20 protein-coding genes and 4 tRNA genes are annotated in these 23,394 nt (G+C 57.2%); 19 read left to right on the top strand and 5 right to left on the bottom strand.

What is annotated here, in order from left to right; all coding sequences use genetic code 11:
* Window positions 1-117 precede the first annotated feature (117 nt).
* The 19 genes from trxA (at window position 118) to BN3796_RS00765 (ending at window position 17,222) form a co-directional block, all read left to right on the top strand.
* Window positions 118-447: a thioredoxin TrxA gene (gene trxA / locus BN3796_RS00855; RefSeq protein ID WP_006179218.1), complete on the top strand. Its 330-nt coding sequence runs from the start codon at window positions 118-120 to the stop codon at window positions 445-447.
* Between the two features lie 333 nt (window positions 448-780).
* Entirely contained in the window at window positions 781-2,040 is a 1,260-nt protein-coding gene (gene rho / locus BN3796_RS00850; protein ID WP_061706582.1) for a transcription termination factor Rho, read from the top strand.
* 240 nt (window positions 2,041-2,280) lie between these two features.
* Window positions 2,281-3,384, top strand: coding sequence for a UDP-N-acetylglucosamine--undecaprenyl-phosphate N-acetylglucosaminephosphotransferase (gene wecA, locus BN3796_RS00845; protein ID WP_061706581.1), 1,104 nt, complete (start codon window positions 2,281-2,283; stop codon window positions 3,382-3,384).
* Between the two features lie 12 nt (window positions 3,385-3,396).
* Complete coding sequence (wzzE, locus tag BN3796_RS00840) at window positions 3,397-4,443, top strand: ECA polysaccharide chain length modulation protein (RefSeq protein WP_061706580.1); 1,047 nt, start codon at window positions 3,397-3,399, stop codon at window positions 4,441-4,443.
* A gap of 56 nt (window positions 4,444-4,499) precedes the next feature.
* Window positions 4,500-5,630: a non-hydrolyzing UDP-N-acetylglucosamine 2-epimerase gene (gene wecB, locus BN3796_RS00835; RefSeq protein WP_061706579.1), complete on the top strand. Its 1,131-nt coding sequence runs from the start codon at window positions 4,500-4,502 to the stop codon at window positions 5,628-5,630.
* Window positions 5,627-6,889: a UDP-N-acetyl-D-mannosamine dehydrogenase gene (wecC, locus tag BN3796_RS00830; RefSeq protein ID WP_061706578.1), complete on the top strand. Its 1,263-nt coding sequence runs from the start codon at window positions 5,627-5,629 to the stop codon at window positions 6,887-6,889. Before wecB ends, wecC begins: the two co-directional genes overlap by 4 nt.
* On the top strand, window positions 6,886-7,953 hold the full coding sequence (gene rffG, locus BN3796_RS00825; protein ID WP_061706577.1) for a dTDP-glucose 4,6-dehydratase: 1,068 nt from the start codon (window positions 6,886-6,888) through the stop codon (window positions 7,951-7,953). Before wecC ends, rffG begins: the two co-directional genes overlap by 4 nt.
* Before the next feature lie 15 nt (window positions 7,954-7,968).
* A complete protein-coding gene (gene rfbA, locus BN3796_RS00820) occupies window positions 7,969-8,850 on the top strand; it encodes a glucose-1-phosphate thymidylyltransferase RfbA (protein WP_061706576.1) in 882 nt (293 codons plus the stop codon).
* Entirely contained in the window at window positions 8,828-9,502 is a 675-nt protein-coding gene (gene rffC, locus BN3796_RS00815; RefSeq protein WP_061706575.1) for a dTDP-4-amino-4,6-dideoxy-D-galactose acyltransferase, read from the top strand. Before rfbA ends, rffC begins: the two co-directional genes overlap by 23 nt.
* Before the next feature lie 4 nt (window positions 9,503-9,506).
* A complete protein-coding gene (rffA, locus tag BN3796_RS00810) occupies window positions 9,507-10,637 on the top strand; it encodes a dTDP-4-amino-4,6-dideoxygalactose transaminase (RefSeq protein ID WP_061706574.1) in 1,131 nt (376 codons plus the stop codon).
* 1 nt (window position 10,638) lies between these two features.
* A complete protein-coding gene (gene wzxE / locus BN3796_RS00805; protein ID WP_061706573.1) occupies window positions 10,639-11,889 on the top strand; it encodes a lipid III flippase WzxE in 1,251 nt (416 codons plus the stop codon).
* A complete protein-coding gene (locus tag BN3796_RS00800; RefSeq protein ID WP_061706572.1) occupies window positions 11,886-12,965 on the top strand; it encodes a TDP-N-acetylfucosamine:lipid II N-acetylfucosaminyltransferase in 1,080 nt (359 codons plus the stop codon). Before wzxE ends, BN3796_RS00800 begins: the two co-directional genes overlap by 4 nt.
* Window positions 12,962-14,317, top strand: a complete 1,356-nt coding sequence (gene wzyE / locus BN3796_RS00795; protein WP_061706571.1) for an ECA oligosaccharide polymerase — start codon at window positions 12,962-12,964, stop codon at window positions 14,315-14,317. The genes BN3796_RS00800 and wzyE overlap by 4 nt, the downstream gene beginning before the upstream one ends.
* A gap of 12 nt (window positions 14,318-14,329) precedes the next feature.
* Window positions 14,330-15,070 carry a lipopolysaccharide N-acetylmannosaminouronosyltransferase gene (gene wecG, locus BN3796_RS00790; protein ID WP_061706570.1) on the top strand — a complete coding sequence of 247 codons (741 nt, stop codon included), beginning with the start codon at window positions 14,330-14,332 and terminating at the stop codon, window positions 15,068-15,070.
* Window positions 15,071-15,289: 219 nt separating this feature from the next.
* On the top strand, window positions 15,290-16,675 hold the full coding sequence (gene thrP / locus BN3796_RS00785) for a bifunctional threonine/serine APC transporter ThrP (RefSeq protein WP_061706569.1): 1,386 nt from the start codon (window positions 15,290-15,292) through the stop codon (window positions 16,673-16,675).
* 102 nt (window positions 16,676-16,777) lie between these two features.
* Window positions 16,778-16,854 (top strand) — tRNA-Arg (locus tag BN3796_RS00780).
* A 66-nt stretch (window positions 16,855-16,920) separates the two neighbouring features.
* Window positions 16,921-16,996, top strand: a tRNA-His gene (locus BN3796_RS00775).
* Window positions 16,997-17,016: 20 nt separating this feature from the next.
* Window positions 17,017-17,103: transfer RNA gene (locus BN3796_RS00770), tRNA-Leu, on the top strand.
* Between the two features lie 42 nt (window positions 17,104-17,145).
* Window positions 17,146-17,222 (top strand) — tRNA-Pro (locus BN3796_RS00765).
* Between the two features lie 508 nt (window positions 17,223-17,730).
* On the opposite strand, the gene BN3796_RS00760 is transcribed toward BN3796_RS00765, so the two are convergent.
* From BN3796_RS00760 to hemC, 5 genes are all read right to left on the bottom strand, one after another.
* Window positions 17,731-18,942, bottom strand: coding sequence for an MFS transporter (locus BN3796_RS00760; RefSeq protein ID WP_061706568.1), 1,212 nt, complete (start codon window positions 18,940-18,942; stop codon window positions 17,731-17,733).
* A 166-nt stretch (window positions 18,943-19,108) separates the two neighbouring features.
* Window positions 19,109-20,302 carry a protoheme IX biogenesis protein HemY gene (gene hemY, locus BN3796_RS00755; RefSeq protein WP_073885028.1) on the bottom strand — a complete coding sequence of 398 codons (1,194 nt, stop codon included), beginning with the start codon at window positions 20,300-20,302 and terminating at the stop codon, window positions 19,109-19,111.
* Between the two features lie 2 nt (window positions 20,303-20,304).
* Window positions 20,305-21,480, bottom strand: a complete 1,176-nt coding sequence (hemX, locus tag BN3796_RS00750; RefSeq protein WP_061706566.1) for a uroporphyrinogen-III C-methyltransferase — start codon at window positions 21,478-21,480, stop codon at window positions 20,305-20,307.
* Between the two features lie 20 nt (window positions 21,481-21,500).
* The gene (hemD, locus tag BN3796_RS00745) at window positions 21,501-22,241 is read right to left on the bottom strand and encodes a uroporphyrinogen-III synthase (RefSeq protein WP_061706565.1); all 741 of its coding nucleotides are present in this window, start codon (window positions 22,239-22,241) and stop codon (window positions 21,501-21,503) included.
* Window positions 22,238-23,179, bottom strand: coding sequence for a hydroxymethylbilane synthase (hemC, locus tag BN3796_RS00740; RefSeq protein WP_061706564.1), 942 nt, complete (start codon window positions 23,177-23,179; stop codon window positions 22,238-22,240). The genes hemD and hemC overlap by 4 nt, the downstream gene beginning before the upstream one ends.
* Window positions 23,180-23,394 lie beyond the last annotated feature (215 nt).

The following is a 23,394-nucleotide window of genomic DNA, read 5'->3' as shown; positions in this document are numbered from 1 at the left end:
GCTTTACGAAAGCGTATCCGGTGAAATAAAGTCAACCTTTAGTTGGTTAATGCGACATCAACAGGCCGTTGATTTATCCTACACCAACACGCCAGGCTTATTCCTGTGGAGTTATATATGAGCGATAAAATTATTCACCTGACTGACGACAGTTTTGACACGGACGTACTTAAAGCCGACGGGCTGATCCTCGTCGATTTCTGGGCTGAATGGTGTGGTCCTTGCAAAATGATCGCCCCGATTCTGGATGAGATCGCTGACGAATATCAGGGCAAACTGACCGTTGCCAAGCTGAACATCGACCAGAACCCGGGCACCGCGCCGAAGTATGGCATTCGCGGTATCCCGACCCTGCTGCTGTTCAAAAACGGCGAAGTGGCCGCAACCAAAGTAGGCGCGCTGTCCAAAGGTCAGCTGAAAGAGTTCCTGGACGCGAATCTGGCGTAAGGCTTCTCTGTCCGTGGCGTCTGGGATCCGATTTAAGCCGGATCTCTGGACGCCCGGCTTTAGTCATGCTAAGTTACTTATGACTTCGTTTTAAACATACCTTGTCGTTCTGTTTTACCCGATACTTTCCGCCGTATGTAAACGGCGCGAGAAGTGGATAGATTCCGGGCTTGTCACTCAATCCGTCTTGTCGTTTCAGTTCTGTGCTCTTTCTCTTTGACCAGACCGCGATCAGACATGAGATGATGGCCGTTAACAGGCATGGATGACCCTGCCATACCATTCACAACATTAAGTTCGAGAATTACCCCGAGTTTAAGAACCCACACCATTATGAATCTTACCGAATTAAAGAATACGCCGGTTTCTGAGCTGATTACTCTCGGCGAAAATATGGGACTGGAAAACCAGGCTCGCATGCGCAAGCAGGACATCATTTTTGCCATCCTGAAGCAGCACGCTAAGAGTGGCGAAGATATCTTTGGCGACGGTGTGCTGGAGATACTGCAAGACGGATTTGGTTTCCTCCGCTCCGCAGACAGCTCCTACCTTGCCGGTCCCGATGACATCTACGTTTCCCCCAGCCAAATCCGCCGTTTCAACCTCCGCACTGGTGACACCATTTCAGGTAAGATTCGTCCTCCGAAAGAGGGTGAACGCTACTTTGCGCTGTTGAAAGTTAATGAAGTTAACTACGATAAGCCGGAAAACTCGCGCAACAAGATCCTCTTTGAGAACTTAACGCCGCTGCACGCGAACTCTCGCCTGCGTATGGAGCGTGGTAACGGTTCTACCGAGGACCTGACCGCACGCGTTCTGGATCTCGCTTCACCGATTGGTCGTGGTCAGCGTGGCCTGATTGTGGCGCCGCCGAAAGCGGGTAAAACCATGCTGCTGCAGAACATCGCGCAGAGCATCGCCTATAATCACCCCGACTGCGTACTGATGGTGCTGCTGATTGACGAACGTCCGGAAGAAGTGACCGAGATGCAGCGTCTGGTGAAAGGCGAAGTGGTTGCCTCTACCTTCGACGAACCGGCATCCCGCCACGTTCAGGTTGCCGAAATGGTGATCGAGAAGGCGAAGCGTCTGGTTGAGCATAAGAAAGACGTGATTATTCTGCTCGACTCCATTACCCGTCTGGCGCGCGCCTACAACACCGTGGTGCCTGCATCAGGTAAAGTTCTTACCGGTGGTGTGGATGCCAACGCCCTGCACCGTCCGAAGCGCTTCTTCGGCGCCGCGCGTAACGTGGAAGAGGGCGGCAGCCTGACCATCATCGCGACCGCGCTTATCGATACCGGCTCCAAAATGGATGAGGTTATCTACGAAGAGTTTAAAGGTACAGGCAACATGGAACTGCACCTCTCGCGTAAGATTGCTGAAAAACGCGTCTTCCCGGCTATCGACTACAACCGTTCCGGTACCCGTAAAGAAGAGCTGCTCACCACCCAGGAAGAGCTGCAGAAAATGTGGATCCTGCGTAAGATTATTCACCCTATGGGCGAAATCGACGCGATGGAATTCCTCATTAATAAGCTGGCGATGACCAAGACTAACGACGAATTTTTCGACATGATGAAGCGCTCGTAAGCAAAATAAAGCCGCTAAACGCCACGTTTTTACGTGGCGTTTTTCTTTTATGGACTATAGGCTATTAACGCGCGCTCCCATTTTGGTCTAACCAGTGCGACAATGCGTTAGTAGCACCGTTAAAAAATTAATTGATTGAAAAATATACAAAGGGAGTTGAAAGAGAGCTGCTTCGATTCTTCAGCGGCAGACTCTTCATGGGTATACTTCCGGGACTAACTTTTGTTGAGAGCAACCATTGTGAATCTACTCACTGCGGCAACTGAGCTAATCAGTATTTTTCTATTCACAACCTGCTTTTTGTTTATTGCGCGTAAAGTGGCAAAAAGAGTCGGGTTGGTGGATAAACCAAATTTTCGTAAACGTCATCAGGGATTGATTCCTCTGGTCGGGGGGATTTCTGTTTACGCAGGTATCTGCTTTACCTTCGCCATTGCCGATTACTATATTCCTCATGCGGCGCTCTATCTCGCCTGTGCGGGCGTGCTGGTCCTGGTTGGCGCGCTCGACGATCGCTTTGATATCAGCGTTAAGTTCCGCGCCTCGGTTCAGGCCGCCATCGGTATTATCATGATGGTAGTGGGCAAGCTTTATCTGAGCAGCCTGGGCTATATCTTCGGTTCATGGGAGATGGTGCTGGGGCCGTTTGGCTACTTCCTCACTCTCTTTGCCGTGTGGGCCGCCATCAACGCCTTTAATATGGTGGATGGTATCGACGGTCTGCTGGGCGGGCTCTCTTCCGTCTCCTTCGCCGCGATTGGCATTATCCTGTGGTTTGACGGCCAGTACAGCCTCTCCATGTGGTGTTTCGCCATGATCGCCGCCATCCTTCCCTATATCTGTCTCAATCTTGGCGTGCTGGGCCGTCGCTATAAAGTCTTTATGGGCGATGCGGGCAGTACGCTGATTGGCTTTACGGTTATCTGGATTTTGCTCGAAACCACCCAGGGCAAGACGCATCCTATCAGCCCGGTCACGGCGCTGTGGATTATTGCCATTCCGCTGATGGATATGGTGGCGATTATGTACCGCCGTCTGCGTAAAGGGATGAGTCCTTTCTCGCCTGACCGTCAGCATATTCACCATCTGATCATGCGCGCCGGTTTTACCTCTCGTCAGGCATTTGTGCTGATTACCCTTGCCGCCGCTATCCTCGCGGGGATTGGCGTCGCTGCAGAATATGCCCATTTCATTCCTGAATGGGTCATGTTGGTACTATTCTTGCTTGCCTTTTTCCTGTACGGCTATTGCATTAAACGCGCCTGGAAAGTGGCGCGCTTCATAAAGCGTCTTAAACGTCGGATGCGCAGAAGCAGTGGTAAAAATCCAACATTAACTAAGTAAACCGGGATTGTGATGACTGAACCGTTGGCAGGAGCGAAATCAGTGGTAACAGAAAACGAGCTGGATATTCGTGGTTTGTTTCGTGTTTTGTGGGCTGGCAAGCTTTGGATCGCAGGATGCGCGCTGGGGTTCGCCCTGCTGGCGCTGGCTTACACCTTCTTTGCTAAACAGGAGTGGAGCGCCACAGCAATTACCGACAGGCCAACGGTGAATATGCTGAGCGGGTTCTACTCTCAGCAGCAGTTCCTGCGTAATCTCGACATTAAAGCGAATCCGGCGACGGCGGATCAGCCGTCGGTGATGGACGAATCCTATAAAGAGTTCATCATGCAGCTCGCCTCCTGGGATACGCGCCGCGACTTCTGGTCCCAGACCGACTATTACAAGCAGCGCCGGGTGGATAACACCAAAGCGGACGCTGCACTGCTGGATGAGCTTATCAACAACATTCAGTTCATGCCCGCCGATCCGCTGCGCAATATCAACGACAGCGTCAAGCTGATTGCTGAGACCGCGCCGGATGCCAATAATCTTCTCCGTCAGTATGTCGCCTTTGCAAGCCAGCGTGCGGCGAGCCATCTTAACGAGGAGCTTAAAGGCGCCTGGGCGGCGCGTACTATCCAGATGAAGGCGCAGGTCAAACGTCAGGAAGAGGTCGCACGGACGATCTTTAACCGCCGCGTGCATAACCTGCAGCAGGCGCTGATTATTGCCGAGAAGAGCAATATTTCCCGCAGTGAAACCGACGTGCCGGCCGACGAACTTCCCGATTCTGAAATGTTCCTGCTGGGCCGCCCTATGCTGCAGGCGCGCCTGGAAAACCTGCAGGCGGTGGGGCCGGACTACGATCTTGACTACGACCAAAACCGCGCCATGCTCAACACACTGAACGTTGGGCCGGTTTTAGATCCGCGTTTTCAGACCTATCGTTATTTAAGAACTCCTGAAGAACCGGTAAAACGCGATAGCCCACGTCGTGCATTCCTGATGATCATGTGGGGGATTGTGGGCGCGCTGGTCGGCGCAGGCGTCGCGTTAACGCGTCGTCGCACACATTAAAAACGCCGTCTACGATGAAGGCTGTAGCCTTCATCGCCTACTCGAAGAGAATCGATGTGAAAGTACTTACCGTATTTGGCACAAGGCCGGAAGCCATCAAGATGGCGCCTCTGGTCCATGCGCTGACCAACGACGCCTGTTTTGAGGCAAAAGTCTGTGTTACCGCGCAGCATCGGGAGATGCTTGATCAAGTTTTAAATCTCTTTTCTATTGTCCCGGATTACGATCTCAATATTATGAAACCGGGACAAGGACTGACTGAAATTACCTGCCGTATTCTGGAAGGTTTAAAACCTATTCTGGAGTCTTTCAAGCCTGACGTCGTGCTGGTTCACGGCGATACCACTACCACCATTGCCACCAGCCTCGCCGCGTTCTACCAGCGTATTCCGGTTGGGCATGTGGAAGCGGGTTTACGCACGGGCGATCTCTATTCGCCGTGGCCGGAGGAGGCGAACCGCACCCTGACCGGCCATCTGGCAATGTATCACTTCGCACCAACTGAAAATTCCCGTCAGAATCTGCTGCGGGAGAATATCAGCGACAGCAAAATTTTCGTCACCGGTAATACGGTCATCGACGCGCTAATCTGGGTGCGCGACCGCGTCATGGCGAGCGACCATCTGCGTGCCGAGCTGGCGGAACGCTATCCCTTCCTCGACAGCAACAAAAAGCTGATTCTGGTCACCGGGCACCGCCGCGAAAGCTTTGGTCGCGGCTTTGAGCAAATCTGCCATGCGCTGGCGGAAATCGCGGCTAACAACGAGGATGTGCAGATTGTCTATCCGGTTCACCTGAACCCTAACGTCAGCGAGCCGGTTAACCGCATTCTCGGCCACGTTAAAAACGTGATGCTGATTGAGCCGCAGGACTACCTGCCGTTCGTCTGGCTGATGAATCACGCCTGGCTGATCCTCACCGACTCGGGCGGCATTCAGGAAGAGGCGCCGTCGCTGGGCAAACCGGTGCTGGTCATGCGGGAAACCACCGAAAGGCCGGAAGCGGTTGATGCCGGCACCGTGCGCCTGGTCGGCACCGACTCTCATCATATTGTTGAAGAGGTAACGCGGCTGCTGCGCGATGAAAAAGAGTATCAGGCCATGAGCCACGCCCATAACCCTTATGGCGACGGTCAGGCCTGTAGCCGTATTTTGCATGCACTTAAACACAATCGGGTATCGCTATGAGTTTTACTACCATCTCTGTCGTGGGTCTGGGCTATATCGGGCTGCCTACTGCGGCCGCCTTCGCCTCTCGTCAAAAACAGGTTGTGGGGGTGGATATCAACCAGCATGCGGTTGATACCATTAACCGGGGTGAAATTCATATCGTGGAGCCAGATCTCGATAAGGTGGTGAAAACCGCCGTCGAAGGGGGATTCCTGAAAGCCAGCACCACGCCGGTAGAAGCGGACGCTTACCTTATTGCCGTTCCGACGCCATTTAAAGGCGATCATGAGCCTGATATGGCCTATGTGGAAGCGGCGGCGAAAGCAATCGCCCCGGTGCTGAAGAGAGGGGCGCTGGTGATCCTCGAATCCACCTCCCCCGTCGGCGCCACTGAACAGGTGGCGGCCTGGCTCGCCGAGTCTCGCCCGGATTTGACCTTCCCGCAGCAGGCGGGGGAGCAGGCCGATATCAACGTGGCCTACTGCCCGGAGCGCGTGCTGCCGGGGCAGGTGATGGTGGAACTGATTAAGAACGATCGCGTTATCGGCGGCATGACGCCGGTCTGCTCCGCCCGCGCCAGCGAACTCTACAACATCTTCCTTGAAGGCGAGTGCGTGGTGACCAACTCCCGCACCGCTGAAATGTGCAAGCTGACGGAAAACAGCTTCCGCGACGTCAACATCGCCTTTGCCAACGAGCTGTCGCTGATCTGTGCCGACCAGGGGATTAACGTCTGGGAGCTGATCCGCCTGGCGAACCGCCATCCGCGCGTGAATATCCTTCAGCCGGGCCCGGGCGTCGGCGGCCACTGCATCGCGGTCGACCCGTGGTTTATCGTGGCGCAGAACCCTGATCAGGCGCGCCTGATCCGTACCGCCCGCGAGGTGAATGACGGCAAGCCGCACTGGGTGATGAATCAGGTGAAAGCCACCGTGGCGGATTGTCTGGCGCAGAGCGGCAAGCGCGCCAGCGAACTGAAAATCGCCTGCTTTGGCCTGGCCTTTAAGCCAAACATTGACGATCTGCGCGAAAGCCCGGCGATGGAAATTGCGCAGATGGTTGCCCAGTGGCACGCGGGCGAGACGCTGGTGGTCGAGCCGAATATCCACTCCCTGCCGAAAGCGCTGGCGGGGCATTGCCAGCTGGTCACCATTGACGAGGCGCTGGCGACGGCGGACGTACTGGTGCTGCTGGTCGATCACAGCCCGTTCAGGGCGATTGACGGTGAAGCGGTGCGCCAGCAGTACATCGTTGATACCAAAGGAGTGTGGCGTTGAGACGGCTCCTGATTACCGGCGGCGCGGGCTTTATTGGCTCCGCCGTGGTGCGGCATATTATTCAGCACACCCCCGACGCTGTCGTGGTGGTCGATAAGCTGACCTACGCGGGTAACCTGGCCTCGCTGGCGCCGGTTGCCGACGATCCGCGTTTCGCCTTTGAGCGGGTGGATATCTGCGACCGTGAATCGCTGGCGCGGATTTTTGACGCCTACCAGCCAGACGCGGTGATGCATCTGGCGGCGGAAAGCCACGTTGACCGCTCCATTGATGGCCCGGCGGTGTTTATTGAAACCAATATCGTCGGCACCTATACCCTACTTGAAGCTGCCCGCACTTACTGGAGCACGCTGGAAGCCGGGAAAAAAGCGCAGTTCCGTTTCCACCATATCTCCACCGACGAGGTTTATGGCGACCTGCACTCCGCGGATGATTTCTTCACCGAAACCACGCCGTATGCCCCGAGCAGCCCCTATTCCGCGTCGAAGGCCAGCAGCGACCACCTGGTTCGCGCCTGGCTGCGCACCTACGGGCTGCCAACGCTGGTTACCAATTGTTCAAATAATTACGGTCCGTACCACTTCCCGGAAAAGCTGATCCCGTTGATGATACTGAACGCCCTCGCGGGCAAGCCTTTGCCCGTTTATGGCAACGGCCAGCAGGTCCGCGACTGGCTCTACGTGGAAGATCACGCCCGGGCGCTCTATCTGGTTGCGACCGAAGGCAAGCCTGGTGAGACCTACAATATTGGCGGCCACAACGAACGGAAGAATCTTGAGGTGGTTACCACCCTCTGCGATCTGCTGGAGGAGCTGGTACCTGCCAAACCACAGGGCGTGAACCGCTATCGCGATCTCATCACGTATGTCACCGACCGTCCGGGCCACGATCTGCGCTACGCCATCGACGCCTCAAAAATTGAGCGCGAACTGGGCTGGAGACCGCAGGAAAGCTTCGAGAGCGGCATCCGCAAAACGGTGGAGTGGTATCTCACTCACGAAGCCTGGTGGCAGCAGGTTCTTGACGGTAGCTATCAGGGCGAACGGCTGGGCCTGAAGGGCTAAGCAGAGGGGGAGTTTATGAAAGGCATCATCCTGGCGGGCGGTTCCGGCACACGGCTGCATCCCATTACGCGCGGCGTATCGAAACAGCTGCTGCCCATTTACGACAAGCCAATGATCTATTATCCGCTCTCCGTGCTGATGCTGGCCGGGATCCGCGACATTCTGATCATCACCACGCCTGAAGATAAGCCCGCTTTCCAGCGTCTGCTGGGAGATGGCTCGGAGTTTGGTATCGCCCTGAGCTGGGCGGAGCAGCCCAGCCCGGACGGACTGGCACAGGCCTTCATCATCGGCGAAACTTTTCTGAACGGCGAACCCGCTTGCCTGGTGCTGGGAGATAACATCTTCTTTGGCCAGGGATTTAGCCCGAAGCTACGCAGCGTGGCGGCCCGTACCGAGGGGGCAACGGTCTTTGGCTATCAGGTGATGGATCCTGAGCGCTTCGGCGTGGTGGAGTTTGACGATAACTTCCGCGCCGTTTCGCTGGAAGAGAAGCCGAAACAGCCAAAATCAAACTGGGCGGTAACGGGGCTCTATTTTTACGACGGTAATGTGGTTGACTACGCGAAGCGGGTGAAACCCTCCGAGCGCGGCGAGCTTGAGATCACCTCCATTAACCAGATGTATCTGGAGGAGGGGAAGCTCACCGTCGAGCTGCTGGGTCGCGGTTTTGCCTGGCTCGATACCGGTACTCATGACAGCCTGATCGAGGCCAGCACCTTTGTGCAGACGGTTGAAAAACGACAGGGTTTCAAAATCGCCTGCCTGGAAGAGATCGCCTGGCGTAACGGCTGGCTGGACGACGATGGCGTGAAGCGCGCCGCCGCCCGGCTCTCAAAAACCGGCTACGGCCACTATCTGCTGGAGCTGCTCCGTGCCCGTCCACGCCAGTATTGAACCGCTCGCCTGGGAGAGCGATTTTTTTGGACTCTCGTCAGCCATTGTGCGTGTAAACGACGCGGCGTCCGCCCTGACTGAGGCCGATCTCGCGGCGTGGCAGCGGGTGCAGGTTAAGGTGCCGGCGGAGCGTACCGATCTGCTGGATGCGCTGCAGTCGCTGGGGTTTCAGCTGGTGGAAGGCGAAGTGGATCTGGCGATGCCGGTTACGCAGCACAGCGCGCCGGGCGCGGAAGTTGCCACGCAGCAGGATATCCCCGCGCTGCGCGAGCTGGCTGCTCAGGCGTTTGCCCGCAGCCGGTTTCGCGCGCCGTGGTATGCCCCGGACGCCAGCGGACGCTTTTACGCGCAGTGGATCGAGAATGCGGTAAAAGGCACGTTCGATCATGAGTGTCTGGTTTTCCGCGCGCCGGATGGCGAGATTAAAGCCTTTGTCTCCCTGCGCCAGCTTAATGCGCGCGAGGCGCGCATCGGCCTGCTGGCCGGTCGCGGGATGGGCGATAAGCTGATGCAGGCCGCGCTAACGTGGGCGCAGATGCGAAAGCTTTCAATATTGCGGGTGGCGACCCAGCTGGGCAACACCGCCGCGCTTAAACGATATATTGCAAGCGGGGCCAACGTAGAGGCAACCGCTTACTGGTTATACAGGTGAAACCATGATTCCATTTAATGCGCCTCCCGTTGTGGGAACCGAACTCGATTACATGCAGTCTGCGATGGGCAGCGGCAAGCTGTGCGGCGACGGCGGCTTTACCCGCCGCTGTCAGCAGTGGATGGAGCAGCGCTTTCACAGCGCCCGGGTGCTGCTGACGCCATCCTGTACCGCCTCTCTGGAGATGGCGGCTCTCCTGCTGGATATCCAGCCGGACGATGAAGTCATCATGCCAAGCTACACCTTTGTCTCCACCGCTAACGCCTTTGTGCTGCGCGGGGCAAAAATTGTCTTCGTGGATGTTCGCCCGGACACCATGAATATCGATGAAACCCTGATCGAAGCGGCGATTACCGACAAAACGCGCGTTATCGTACCGGTTCATTATGCGGGTGTGGCGTGCGAGATGGATACCATCATGGCGATTGCCAAAAAGCACAATCTCTACGTGGTAGAAGATGCCGCGCAGGGGGTGATGTCCACCTACAAAGGGCGCGCGCTGGGCACCATTGGCCATATTGGCTGCTTTAGCTTCCACGAAACCAAAAACTACACCGCAGGCGGTGAAGGCGGCGCGACTTTAATTAACGACCGTGAGCTGGTGGAGCGCGCGGAAATCATCCGCGAGAAAGGGACCAACCGCAGCCAGTTTTTCCGCGGGCAGGTGGATAAATATACCTGGCGCGATCTCGGCTCCAGCTACCTGATGGCGGATCTGCAGGCGGCCTACCTCTGGGCGCAGCTGGAGGCGGCGGATCGTATTAACCAGCAGCGTCTCTCCCTGTGGCAAACCTACTACGATGCGCTGGCCCCCCTGGCGCAGAGTGGTCGCATTGAACTGCCCACCGTCCCGGCAGAGTGCGCGCACAACGCGCATATGTTCTATATCAAACTGCGCGATAACGACGATCGCAGCGCGCTGATTGAGTGGCTGAAAGAGGCGGAAATCCTGGCGGTGTTCCACTATATCCCGCTGCACTCCAGCCCCGCCGGAGAAGCCTTTGGCCGGTTCGCGGGCGAAGATCGCTACACCACGAGTGAAAGTGAGCGTTTGCTTCGCCTGCCGCTGTTCTACAACCTCACGCCGGTGAATCAACGCACGGTGAGCAATACGCTTCTGAGCTATTTCCGCTGATATGTCGCTGGCGAAAGCATCGGTGTGGACCGCCGCGTCCACGCTTGTAAAAATTGGCGCCGGACTGCTGGTGGTTAAGCTGCTGGCGGTCTCATTTGGGCCTTCCGGGGTCGGGCAGGCGGGTAACTTCCGCCAGCTGGTGACCGTTCTCGGCGTGCTGGCCGGGGCGGGCATCTTCAACGGTGTCACCAAATATGTGGCTCAACATCATGACGATGCGCAAAAACTGCGTACCGTGGTTGGGACCTCCTCCGCGATGGTGCTGGGCTTTTCCACGCTGCTGGCGCTGGTCTTCCTGCTGGCGGCGGCGCCCATCAGTCAGGGGCTGTTCGGTAATCACCACTACCAGGGGCTGGTACGCCTGGTGGCGCTGGTACAGATGGGGATCGCCTGGGCTAACCTGCTGCTGGCGCTGATGAAAGGCTTCCGGGATGCGGCCGGTAATGCGCTGTCGCTCATTCTGGGCAGCGTGATCGGCGTCATTGCCTATTACCTCTGCTACCGGCTGGGCGGTTATACCGGCGCGCTGCTGGGGCTGGCGCTGGTGCCGGCGCTGGTGGTCATTCCGGCGGCCTTTATGCTGATGCGCAGAGGTACGATACCGCTGCACTACCTCAGGCCGCGCTGGGATCGCGCGCTGGCGGGCCAGCTGGGGAAATTCACCCTGATGGCCCTGATCACCTCCGTCACGCTGCCGGTGGCTTATGTGATGATGCGAAACCTGCTGGCGGCGCACTATAGCTGGGATGAAGTGGGGATCTGGCAGGGGGTAAGCAGTATCTCCGATGCCTACCTCCAATTTATAACGGCTTCCTTTACCGTCTATTTGCTGCCAACCTTATCGCGCCTGAGCGCAAAGCCAGAGATCACCCGCGAAATTTTGCGTTCTCTGCGTTTTGTGCTGCCGGCCGTGGCCGCCGCGAGTTTTACCGTCTGGCTGCTGCGCGATGTTGCCATCTGGCTCCTCTTCTCCGCGAAGTTCACCGCCATGCGCGATTTGTTCGCCTGGCAGCTGGTGGGCGATGTGCTGAAAGTAGGCGCTTACGTATTCGGTTACCTGGTGATTGCGAAGGCCTCGCTGCGCCTCTATGTGCTGGCGGAACTGAGCCAGTTTGCGCTGCTGACCGCCTTTTCTCACTGGCTGATCCCGAGCCACGGTGCGCTGGGGGCGGCTCAGGCCTATATGGCAACCTATATTGTTTATTTCGCCGCCTGTTGCGGCGTATTCGTGATTTGGCGTAAACGCGCATGACTGCACTGATTCATGTTCTGGGATCGGATATCCCACATCACAACCAGACCGTTCTGCGGTTTTTCAACGATGAACTGGCGGAACAGCACGCCAGCGCCCGCGAATTTATGGTCGCGGGGGCGGATAACGGCCTGAGCGCAGCCTGCCCGGCGCTGTCGATCGCCTTTTTCCCGGACAAAGCCCAGCTGGCCCGCGCGGTGGTCGCCAAAGCGAAGGCCAACCGCGCCCGGCGCTTTTTCTTCCACGGCCAGTTTAACGCGAGCCTCTGGCTGGCGCTGCTGAGCGGCGGGTTAAAGCCGTCGCAGGTGAGCTGGCATATCTGGGGGGCCGATCTCTATGAAGTCTCGCGCGGCTGGAAATTCCGTCTGTTCTATCCGCTGCGGCGGCTGGCGCAGGGGCGGGTCGGCTGCGTGTTCGCCACCCGCGGCGATCTCAGCTACTTTGCAAAACAGCACCCCAACGTGCGGGGCGAACTGCTCTACTTCCCGACGCGAATGGATCCGGCCCTGAACGCTATGGCCAACGACCGCCCGGGTGAGGGCAAGCTGACGATTCTGGTGGGCAACTCCGGCGATCGCAGCAACGAGCATGTGGCTGCGCTCAGGGCGGTACATCAGCAGTTTGGCGACACGGTGAACGTGATTGTGCCGATGGGCTACCCTGCCCATAATGAGGCCTGGATTGACGAAGTGCAGCGGGAGGGGCTGGCGCTCTTTTCCCCTGAGAACTTCACCGTGCTGCGCGAAAAGCTGGAATTTGACGATTACCTGGCGCTCCTGCGCCGGTGCGATCTGGGCTACTTTATCTTTGCGCGCCAGCAGGGGATCGGCACGCTTTGCCTGCTGATACAGGCGGGTGTGCCTTGCGTGCTTAACCGCGAGAATCCTTTCTGGCAGGATATGGCGGAGCAGCATATTCCGGTCCTGTTCACAACTGACGCGCTGAACGAGGCGGTGGTGCGGGAAGCGCAGCGCCAGCTGGCGGCGGTCGATAAAAATGCGATCGCCTTTTTCCGTCCTAACTATCTGGCCCCGTGGCATAACGCGTTGCGGATTGCAGCAGGAGAAGAGGCATGAGCCCGTTACAATTTAGCGGCCTGCTGGTGATTTGGCTTCTCAGCACGCTCTTTATCGCTACGCTCACCTGGTTTGAGTTCCGCCGGGTGCGTTTTAACTTCAACGTCTTTTTCTCGCTGCTGTTCTTGCTGACGTTCTTCTTCGGCTTTCCGCTGACCAGTATTCTGGTCTTTCGCTTTGATGTCAGCGTCGCGCCGCCGGAGATCCTGATGCAGGCGCTGCTCTCGGCGGCCTGTTTCTATGCCGTCTACTACGTGACCTACAAAACACGGCTGCGTCCGGCTGGCGGCGCCGCACCGCGCCGCGCGCTCTTTACCATGAACCGGGTGGAGACACATCTCACCTGGGTGATGCTGACGGCTATCGCGCTGGTGAGCGTGGGCATCTTCTTTATGCACAACGGCTTCCTGCTGTTTAAGCTGCACTCTTACAGCCAGATATTCTCGGCGGAAGTCTCCGGTGTTGCCCTTAAGCGCTTCTTCTACTTCTTCATTCCGGCGATGCTGGTGGTCTATTTCCTGCGCCAGGACAGCAAGGCGTGGCTTTTCTTCCTGGTGAGTACCGTCGCTTTCGGCCTGCTGACCTATATGATCGTTGGCGGCACCCGCGCCAACATTATCATCGCCTTCGCCATCTTCCTCTTTATTGGCATCATTCGCGGCTGGATCTCGCTGTGGATGCTGGCGGCGGCTGGGGTCTTCGGCATCGTCGGCATGTTCTGGCTGGCGCTCAAACGCTACGGACTGAACGTGAGCGGCGATGAGGCGTTTTACACCTTCCTCTATCTCACGCGCGATACCTTCTCGCCGTGGGAGAACCTGGCGCTGCTGCTGCAAAACTACGACAAAATCGAGTTTCAGGGGCTGGCGCCCATCGTGCGTGATTTTTACGTCTTTATCCCGACCTGGCTGTGGCCGGACCGACCGGGCGTGGTGCTGAATACCGCGAACTACTTTACCTGGGAAGTGCTTAACAACCACTCGGGGCTGGCGATCTCCCCGACGCTGCTCGGCTCGCTGGTGGTAATGGGCGGCGTCTGGTTTATTCTGCCGGGGGCGCTGGTGGTCGGGCTGATCATCAAATGGTTCGACTGGCTCTACGTGCGGGGCAATGAAGAGACTAACTGCTATAAGTCAGCGATTTTGCACAGTTTCTGTTTCGGTGCCATCTTCAATATGATCGTGCTGGCGCGCGAGGGGCTGGATTCATTCGTCTCCCGCGTGGTGTTTTTTATGGTGGTATTTGGCGCCTGCGTGGTGCTGGCAAAACTGCTGTACTGGCTGTTTGATAGCGCGGGACTGGTGCATAAACGCCAGCCTCAGGCCGCTGCCAGAACGCTGTCGCAAGTGTAAATAGGGACAAGAATGAGTGAAACGACTTCTGCGCCGGTCTACGCGTTACGCGGGCTGAAGCTGATCGGCTGGCGTGATATGCAGCATGCGCTGGATTATCTTTGGGACGGCGGCAGTATGAAATCGGGCACGCTGGTGGCGATTAATGCCGAAAAAATGCTGGCGGTAGAAAATAACGCTGAAGTGAGAAGCCTGATAGAGGCCGCCGAGTTTAAATATGCCGACGGCATCAGCGTGGTGCGCTCCATCCGTAAAAAATATCCGCAGGCGCAGGTCTCCCGCGTGGCGGGCGCCGATCTGTGGGAGGCGCTTATGGAACGCGCCGGAGAGGATGGCACGCCCGTTTTCCTGATTGGCGGCAAGCCGGATGTGCTCGCCCAGACGGAGCAGAAGCTGCGCACCCAGTGGAACGTCAACCTGGTGGGGAGCCAGGATGGCTATTTCAGGCCCGAGGATCGCCAGGCGCTGTTTGAGCGGGTTCGCGATAGCGGGGCGAAAATTGTCACCGTCGCCATGGGCTCGCCGCGCCAGGAGATCCTGATGCGCGACTGCCGGCAGGTCTGCCCCGACGCGCTCTATATGGGCGTCGGCGGTACCTATGACGTCTTTACCGGCCACGTTAAGCGTGCGCCGAAGGTGTGGCAAAACCTGGGGCTGGAGTGGCTTTATCGGCTGTTATCCCAGCCGAGCCGCATCACCCGCCAGATTAAACTCCTGCGCTACCTGGCCTGGCACTATACCGGCCGACTCTGATCGTTACGCAGCGCGATATGCCGATCGCGCTGCCCTTTCCCTGTAAAACTGCTGCATTTTTATCCATTGCGATCATTTTTTTAATGCATCGTTTGCCATTTGACACATTTTAAGAAACCATTCGCTCACTTATGGCGCGCCGCATGGCCTGCCAGAGCGCATATCGTTATGCATAACAATAACCGGCCTGGCCGGAAAGCAGCACGCAACAGAGGAACTATGGCAGAGAAGAAACCGGAGCTACAGCGTGGGCTGGAAGCTCGACATATTGAATTGATCGCCCTGGGGGGAACCATCGGCGTTGGCCTGTTTATGGGCTCCGCCAGCACGCTGAAGTGGGCGGGACCCTCCGTTCTGCTGGCCTATATTGTCGCCGGACTATTTGTCTTTTTTATCATGCGCTCTATGGGCGAAATGCTCTTTCTGGAGCCGGTAACCGGCTCCTTCGCCGTCTACGCGCACCGCTATATGAGCCCCTTCTTCGGCTATCTCACCGCCTGGTCCTACTGGTTCATGTGGATGGCGGTCGGGATATCAGAAATCACCGCGATAGGGGTCTACGTTCAGTTCTGGTTCCCTGAGATGGCCCAGTGGATACCGGCGCTTATCGCCGTCGGACTGGTGGCGCTGGCTAACCTGGCCGCCGTACGGCTTTACGGTGAAATTGAGTTCTGGTTCGCCATGATCAAAGTGACCACCATTATCGTGATGATTGTGGTTGGTCTGGGGGTCATTTTCTTCGGCTTTGGCAATGGCGGGCAGCCGATTGGTTTTGGCAATCTGACCGGGCACGGCGGCTTCTTCGCCGGCGGCTGGAAGGGATTCCTCACCGCGCTCTGTATTGTAGTCGCCTCCTATCAGGGGGTGGAGCTGATCGGCATTACTGCTGGTGAAGCGAAGAATCCGCAGGTTACCCTGCGCAGCGCGGTGGGTAAGGTGCTATGGCGTATCCTGATTTTCTACGTGGGCGCGATTTTCGTTATTGTGACCATCTTCCCGTGGAACCAGATCGGTACCACCGGCAGCCCGTTTGTCCTCACTTTTGCGAAAATTGGCATTACCGCGGCGGCGGGGATCATTAACTTTGTGGTGCTGACGGCGGCGCTGTCGGGCTGTAACAGCGGCATGTACAGCTGCGGACGTATGCTCTATGCGCTGGCGAAGAACCGCCAGCTTCCGGCGGTGATGGGTAAGGTCTCCCGCGCGGGCGTGCCGGTGGCGGGCGTGGCGGTGTCGATTATTATCCTGCTGGTGGGCTCCTGCCTGAACTACATTATCCCCAATCCACAGCGCGTGTTTGTTTATGTCTACAGCGCCAGCGTTCTGCCGGGTATGGTGCCGTGGTTTGTCATATTGATAAGCCAGCTGCGTTTTCGCCATGCCCACAGAAAAGCGATCGCCAGCCATCCGTTCCGCTCGATTTTGTTCCCCTGGTCCAATTATCTGACGATGGCGTTCCTGATTTGCGTTTTAATCGGGATGTACTTTAATGAGGATACCCGCATGTCGCTGTTTGTCGGGGCTATCTTTATGGCCGCGGTAAGCGTGGGGTACAAACTTTTTGGACTTGGCCGCCGTGGCGAGAGCCAAAGAGTGGGGGAATAAGCGGCGAAATGCGCAAAGCGTAACCAAACGCGCATTTATTTTAAAAAAGCACTAGACAGCGAGGCTGGAGGTCCGTAATATCCAGCCCCGCAACGGCGCTAAGCGCCCGTAGCTCAGCTGGATAGAGCGCTGCCCTCCGGAGGCAGAGGTCTCAGGTTCGAATCCTGTCGGGCGCGCCATTTTGTCCCGGCGCTTGAGCTGCGGTGGTCTGTAAAGTACATACCGCGTGAAAGAATAAAGTAGTGGTGGCTATAGCTCAGTTGGTAGAGCCCTGGATTGTGATTCCAGTTGTCGTGGGTTCGAATCCCATTAGCCACCCCATTATTAAAAAGTTGTGAAATGCGAAGGTGGCGGAATTGGTAGACGCGCTAGCTTCAGGTGTTAGTGTTCTTACGGACGTGGGGGTTCAAGTCCCCCCCCTCGCACCACGACTTTAAGGTATTGAACTAAAAATTCAAAAAGCAGTACATCGGCGAGTAGCGCAGCTTGGTAGCGCAACTGGTTTGGGACCAGTGGGTCGGAGGTTCGAATCCTCTCTCGCCGACCAATTTTGAACCCCGCTTCGGCGGGGTTTTTTGTTTTCTGCGATTTATGTATTTGTCTCAATCCCCCGACAGCGCTGTTCAATCCTGTCTCGTATTAACGACATTTAACTCATTAAAAATAAAAGAATAATTCTGCTTTTTTGAATTTGATGTCGCTATATAACGACACTTTACGGCCTGCGGTGCTGCGTGTCGCCCACGCGTAAGATAAAACTTAAGGCTAAAAACGCCTTTTATCTTAAAATGTTGCTCAATGTAAAAGTTTTGCCTGTAACGTTGGCACGTTACATGCAATAATATACGTGTAGATGCTCATTCCACTTTTTATGTTCGCCTTCGTGCCTCATATACCCCGGAATGACGCAGAGCCAATTTACGGTGCTTATCGTCCACAGACAGATGTCGCTTCGGCCTCATCAAACACCATGGGCATAACGTTGAGTGAAGCACCACTATGTTGTCAAACAGACCTGTTTAACGCCTGCTTTTATAGCAGGCGTTTTTTTATGGTTATTTCTGATAGCGGAGCGCAAGAATGGCTACCAGTACGAGCGCGCAACCTGAAACGGTATAAAACGCCCCTGTTGCGCCAAGTCTGGCGGAAACCAGCGCTGTGATGCAGGTAAAGCACGCGCCACTTACCGTCTGCCATCGCCAGGCTTTACCACTGGCCTCGGCTATCGACGCCGTCTGGAAATGGTGCAATATCCCAAATGTCCCCACCGCAAAAACGATATTCGACGCCACGTGGGCGATAAAAATCATTCCTGACGCGAGCGTTTGCAATCCGGTTAAAAACGGCACGACGCCGTAGGCAAGAAGAAATATGCTCAGGCAGGACAACAGGAGCCTGTTTTGACTGGCGTAACGGGGAAGCTGTTCTTTCTTCAGCAGCAGCGGGCCGCATAGCTGCCCCATACTTCGCGCAAAAAGTAAGGGGAGCGCCAGCCCGGTGGCATCCGAAGGCGATATCTGCTGGGCAAGAGCGGGGAGAAGTGACATGGCAGGCGCCCCCACCGCCGCCAGGGCAGGCAACATCAGCAGGGCCCGTTTCTGCGCTGGCTTAAGCGTGCGCCAGCGGAGCGCGGGTGGAGGCGTACTCTCTGCAAAAGCGTTCCCGTGCGGAGCGGCAAAAGCCCCACCTGCCAGGCGTAACATCAGCAGGGAACCAGCAAAACTAGCGGCATCGAACGCCAGCAAGACTTTTGGCGAGACCTCTTGATATAACATCACTCCCACGCCTGTTCCCAGGAGTACCTGCGACGCAAAAATAATATTTTCAAGGCACGTGGCGGCGGGAAGTTCCGCCTGCGTTAACCCACGCTTGAACAACAGCGTGAGCGCTGGCCAGCTCATTCCCCCCAGCAGGGCTTCCATGGTTTGCACCATCAACAGCGCGCTGACGCTGTGGAAATGAAGCGCTGCGAGGGGAAAAAGCAGGGCGAGAAGGCCTGCCATTTCAGCCACGATTAGCACCGCAAAGGGCGAAAATCGCTGGCAAAGCTTTTCACCCAACAGGCTACCTGCAAAGCCGGGGAGGGTGGCAAAAAGCCAGGCAAGGGTCAGGAGCGAGCCGGGCGTATTCCAGTCCAACAACAGGCCGAGGATGACGACCTGCGTTAATCCATTGCCCAGGGAGGTAAAAATGAAGGCGCAGCTAAGCCAGCGGAGCCAGCGATGGTGTCGCAGCGCTCCAAAAAGCGCGTACAGAAGAGTATTCATGAAGACGATCCTTTCAAAAACGGTTTATTCCACGCGCGAAAGCACGTGTACGAAAAAAGTTAATGAAAGGAGTTCGTTACATTGGCAGCTAAAGTCTCGTTGACGTGAGAAGAATGTAGCAGGGGTAAGAGAATAAAAAAAGGAGGCCGGTTGGCCTCCTGGTATTTTAACTGCCGTTATTTTGCAGGGTCAGCAGCAGGCCGTCGCGACGCATGGTCGCAGCCTCTTCCGGCTGATGCAGCCGGTCGAGAACGTCCGCCAGCCACGCATAATCAAACGCATCCGGGCGCTGTTTCAGCGCGGCGCGGAAAGCCAGGCTCGCCTCCTGCCACTCGCCATGCTTCATTAGCGACTGCCCCAGCGTGCTCCACAGCAGAGGGCGGTCGCCCACGTTCTTAATCTGCTGGCGCAGCATCTTCTCGATCTGTTCCGGGTTGTTGGTTTTCAGACGCGGGATCACCATCACCAGACGATCGTCATACTGGCGCTTCAGGCCGTCGAGAATGATCTCCTGGGCGGTGTCATGATCGTCACATTCAATAAGATGTTCCGCCATGGCCACCTGCAGCGGAACCTGCTGACGCGTTTTACGCGGCTGGTTTTTCCACCACTCTTTCAGACCGTCGCTGCCGCGATCGGCGCGCGCCTGCTCCATCAGACCAATCCAGGCCTGGCGCTGCAACGCTTCCCGGTGCTCCTCATCGCCCACGTTGGCTTTTGCCATTGATGGGATGATATCCAGCAGGGAGCTCCACGCGCCGGTACGGATATAAGCTTGCTCGGCGAGGCGCAGCACTTCAGGATGGCGGGGAGTGACCTCCAGCAGCCGGTCAACGCCGTGGCGGGCCGCGTGGTTTTCATTACGCGCCAGCTGCAGACGAACCCGGGTAATTTCAACCGGGATCTGATCGTCGTTAGCCAGTTCGGCGGCGCGCTCCAGATGCTGGTTGGCGCGCGCCTCATCGCCACGCTGCTGCGCCGCTTCCGCCGCCAGCAGATAGTTCACCACCGGCTGCTCGGCATGATCGGCGTTTTTCGACATCAGCTTTTCAACCTGCTGATAATCCCCTTCGGCCAGCTTCAGCAGTGCCTGTTCGGTCTGTTTACGGGCGCGACGACGCTTGCGACCGAGGAACCAGCCGCGGGTATGCGCCCCGGTGCGGAAGATGCGCCGCAGGATCCACTCGATCGCAAAGAGCACCACCATAGTGAGGATCAAGACGATCGCCAGGCCCGTGACGCTGGTTTCGATATTGTAGTTATCGGTCTGGATCAGCACGTAACCCTGATGTCCGGCCAGCATTGGGCCAAGCACGATCCCGGCGATCAGCAGTAAGAAGAGTAACAGAACTTTTAGCATGATTACTCTCCTTGCGGCGCGCTGTCAGGGGCGGCTGCCGTCGGTGCTGCCGGTACGCCGGGCTGCGCCAGCAGGTTACGCACGCGCGTCTGCATCAGCTTCTCCAGTACGGGCTGGCTTTCCAGCTTGTCCGGTACGTTCATGGCGATGTTCTGCTGGCTCAGCTTATCTACCTCATCCAGGAAAGCGGTGGTGCTGGCGTCGCTGGTATCGTAGTAGGCGCGTACCCATGTCGATACGTTGTCCAGCGCCTGCTTGTAGGTCTCTTCCTGATGGCGTGGCACGGCCTGGGCGGCTACCAGCAGACGGGAACGGATGTTCTCGCGCAGGTAGATATCCTGGTTCGGGGCCAGCAGTGGAACGGCGGTTTCGTCGCGGCGGCGAATAGTGATAAAGCTGTCCATAAAGTTCTGCCAGCTTTTTTGCAGGTTGATGCGCCACTCGCTGATGGAGCTGGAGAGTTCGCCGCCGTCATCATCCATCGGGGAATCGTCATCGTTATTATCCGCCAGACGCAGGTTGTCGATCTGGTTCGACAGCTGGTTCACCTTGAGGATAATGCCGTCGTAGTCGATCTGGGAGACGGCCGCCAGGCTGGCGATATCTGCGGTAATGGCGCGACGCGCATTAATCAGGCTGGGGTCGTTCATGTCCGCCAGGCTGGCGTCGGCGCTCTTGAGGAGCGCGGCGGCGGTCGTGACATCCTGATCGCTCCAGAGCTTACGTCCGGCCAGCTTCACCAGGAAGTCGGCCTGGGAGAGCAGCCAGGTTTTGGCGTCGGTGCCGGAGATAGTCGCGACTTTTTGCTGGAGATCGTCCAGCTGCTTCGTCAGCTGCTCCTGCCTGCTGGCGGCGTCGGCAAGGACGGTGGACTGCTGTTTAATCACCGCTTCCAGTTCAGTTTTTTGCGTTTGCTGGGCTTTTTGCAGGGCGCTGATTTGCGTGACCAGCGCATCGCTGGTTTCGGACTGGTTTACGGCCTGCTTTTTCACCAGACCATACAGGCCAACGCCTGCCGCCAGCGCAATGGCGATAGCAACCGCGCTCAGGGCCAGGCTGGTTTTATTACTGCCCTGCTTTTTTTCAGCCGTCGTCTCGATCGTCTCTGACTGGGGCGGGGTCTCCACAGTCTCCCTGGTTTCATCAACCACGGCGGAGGATTTTTCTTGTTCCGTCATTATGGCTTCCCATTTGAGAGTTATTGTAATGCGCGCAGCAGCGCATCGTTGTCAGCGTTATCAGCGATCCGAATATCATTCCAGCCCATCTCCCGGGCGAGGTTCGCCAGACGCTCGCTGACGACCAACAGCCGACAGCGGAGTAACCAGTTTTCACGATACCAAAGCGGTACCAGCGTCCAGAGCTGCTGCAGCATTTCGCCGCTGGTGACCACCAGGGTATTGACGCCACGCGCCTGCCAGCGCATCGCCTCTTGCGCACCATCGTAATGTTTCGCGCAGCGCTGGTAGCATTCCAGAAAAGTGACGTCGGCGCCGCGCCGGGTTAACGTCTCGCCCAGCAGTTCGCGTCCGCCGTTGCCGCGCAGTATTAGCGCGCGTTTTCCCGCAATAGTTTGTAATTCAGGTAATTGTAGCAATACTTCGCTAATTTCCCGATCCGTTGGATAGCGAACGTCAATTCCGCTGGCGGTATGCAGTGCCAGCGCGGTGGTACGCCCGATGGCAAAATAGCGCGGCGCGGTGGGCCACAGGCGACCCGCCTGCTGCAATCGGGCATGGGCAAAGGTCACCGCATGCTGCGAGAGGGCGAAAAGCAGATCGCCCTCCCGGAGGGCGACGAGCGCGTCGGTGAGCGCGGGAAGTTCCCGGCCGGGGGAGAACTCAATCAGCGGAAAGTGCCAGGCCACCTGCCCGAGTGCGCGCAGACGGCTCACTAATTGCTCTCCCGAAGGAGAAGGGCGGGTGACGAGAATACTCATGCCGGGGGTTCTCCCTGATAAACCTCTGCCAGAATTTCGCGGGCGCCATTGTTAAGTAGCTCCTCCGCCAGCGAGATACCGAGGCTTTCCGCCTCATGCGGCGGGCCTCGCCGTTCACCGCGGACCATCTGCGAGCCGTCCGGCGCGCCGACCAGCGCGCGAAGCCACAGTTCGCCCTCGGTTAATTCAGCATAGCTGCCAATCGGCACCTGACAGCCTCCCTCGAGGCGGGTATTCATCGCGCGCTCCGCTTTAACGCGAATCGCGGTCTCTTCATGGTTCAGCGGTGCCAGCAGTTCGCGGGTGCGCAGGTCGTTGAGACGGCATTCGATCCCCACCGCGCCCTGGCCTACGGCGGGTAAAGAGAGTTCCGGCGGCAACGCCAGCCGAATGCGCGACTCCAGATCGAGGCGCTTAAGACCCGCGACCGCCAGAATAATGGCGTCATACTCGCCGTTATCAAGCTTGCCCAGGCGGGTGCCCACGTTACCGCGCAGGGAACGAATCTCCAGATCCGGGCGGCGGGCGGCCAGCTGGCACTGGCGGCGTAAACTTGACGTGCCAACCACGCTGCCTGCGGGCAACGCGTCAAGCGAGTCATATTTATTCGACACGAAGGCATCACGCGGATCGTCGCGCTCGCAGATGGTCACCAGCCCCAGCCCCTGCGGGAACTCCACCGGGACATCCTTCATGGAATGTACGGCGATATCGGCGCGGTTTTCCAGTAGCGCCATCTCCAGCTCTTTAACAAACAGCCCTTTTCCGCCCACCTTCGCCAGCGGCGTATCAAGGATCACGTCGCCACGCGTCACCATTGGCACCAGCTCGACGCGCAGGCCGGCATGGCACGCCTCGAGGCGTTCCTTAACATAATGTGCCTGCCAGAGCGCAAGAGGGCTTTGGCGTGTGGCAATTCTTAAAACCTTGTCTAACATGCTTGTTACCGTCATTATCAGTCGCTGACCATCCTAACATTGTTGTCTCCGGGATGTCAGTTTTACGGTCGATGATGGCACGCGGGACAGGACGGAACGCAAAGCGCTCCTTGCCGTATGCGGGAATTTATACGTACAGAACGGTGCTACACTTACAGGTAGCGCATCTTTCTTTACGGTCAATCTGCAAGGTGTTAAATTGATCACGTTTTAGA

The organism is Pseudenterobacter timonensis (assembly GCF_900021175.1).
Lineage (GTDB): Bacteria > Pseudomonadota > Gammaproteobacteria > Enterobacterales > Enterobacteriaceae > Enterobacter > Enterobacter timonensis.
The sequence above is the reverse complement of the archived record's forward strand: the minus strand, read 5'-3'. Positions and strand labels throughout refer to the sequence as shown.

Bases quoted from the DNA above. Each gene is read 5' to 3' on its own strand.
- hemX (WP_061706566.1), bottom strand. From the start codon at position 21,480: ATGACGGAACAAGAAAAATCCTCCGCCGTGGTTGATGAAACCAGGGAG.
- rffA (WP_061706574.1), top strand. From the start codon at position 9,507: ATGATTCCATTTAATGCGCCTCCCGTTGTGGGAACCGAACTCGATTAC.
- hemY (WP_073885028.1), bottom strand. From the start codon at position 20,302: ATGCTAAAAGTTCTGTTACTCTTCTTACTGCTGATCGCCGGGATCGTG.
- wecG (WP_061706570.1), top strand. From the start codon at position 14,330: ATGAGTGAAACGACTTCTGCGCCGGTCTACGCGTTACGCGGGCTGAAG.
- wzxE (WP_061706573.1), top strand. From the start codon at position 10,639: ATGTCGCTGGCGAAAGCATCGGTGTGGACCGCCGCGTCCACGCTTGTA.
- wecC (WP_061706578.1), top strand. From the start codon at position 5,627: ATGAGTTTTACTACCATCTCTGTCGTGGGTCTGGGCTATATCGGGCTG.
- hemD (WP_061706565.1), bottom strand. From the start codon at position 22,241: ATGAGTATTCTCGTCACCCGCCCTTCTCCTTCGGGAGAGCAATTAGTG.
- trxA (WP_006179218.1), top strand. From the start codon at position 118: ATGAGCGATAAAATTATTCACCTGACTGACGACAGTTTTGACACGGAC.
- BN3796_RS00760 (WP_061706568.1), bottom strand. From the start codon at position 18,942: ATGAATACTCTTCTGTACGCGCTTTTTGGAGCGCTGCGACACCATCGC.
- hemC (WP_061706564.1), bottom strand. From the start codon at position 23,179: ATGTTAGACAAGGTTTTAAGAATTGCCACACGCCAAAGCCCTCTTGCG.
- BN3796_RS00800 (WP_061706572.1), top strand. From the start codon at position 11,886: ATGACTGCACTGATTCATGTTCTGGGATCGGATATCCCACATCACAAC.
- wzzE (WP_061706580.1), top strand. From the start codon at position 3,397: ATGACTGAACCGTTGGCAGGAGCGAAATCAGTGGTAACAGAAAACGAG.
- rfbA (WP_061706576.1), top strand. From the start codon at position 7,969: ATGAAAGGCATCATCCTGGCGGGCGGTTCCGGCACACGGCTGCATCCC.
- rho (WP_061706582.1), top strand. From the start codon at position 781: ATGAATCTTACCGAATTAAAGAATACGCCGGTTTCTGAGCTGATTACT.
- wzyE (WP_061706571.1), top strand. From the start codon at position 12,962: ATGAGCCCGTTACAATTTAGCGGCCTGCTGGTGATTTGGCTTCTCAGC.
- thrP (WP_061706569.1), top strand. From the start codon at position 15,290: ATGGCAGAGAAGAAACCGGAGCTACAGCGTGGGCTGGAAGCTCGACAT.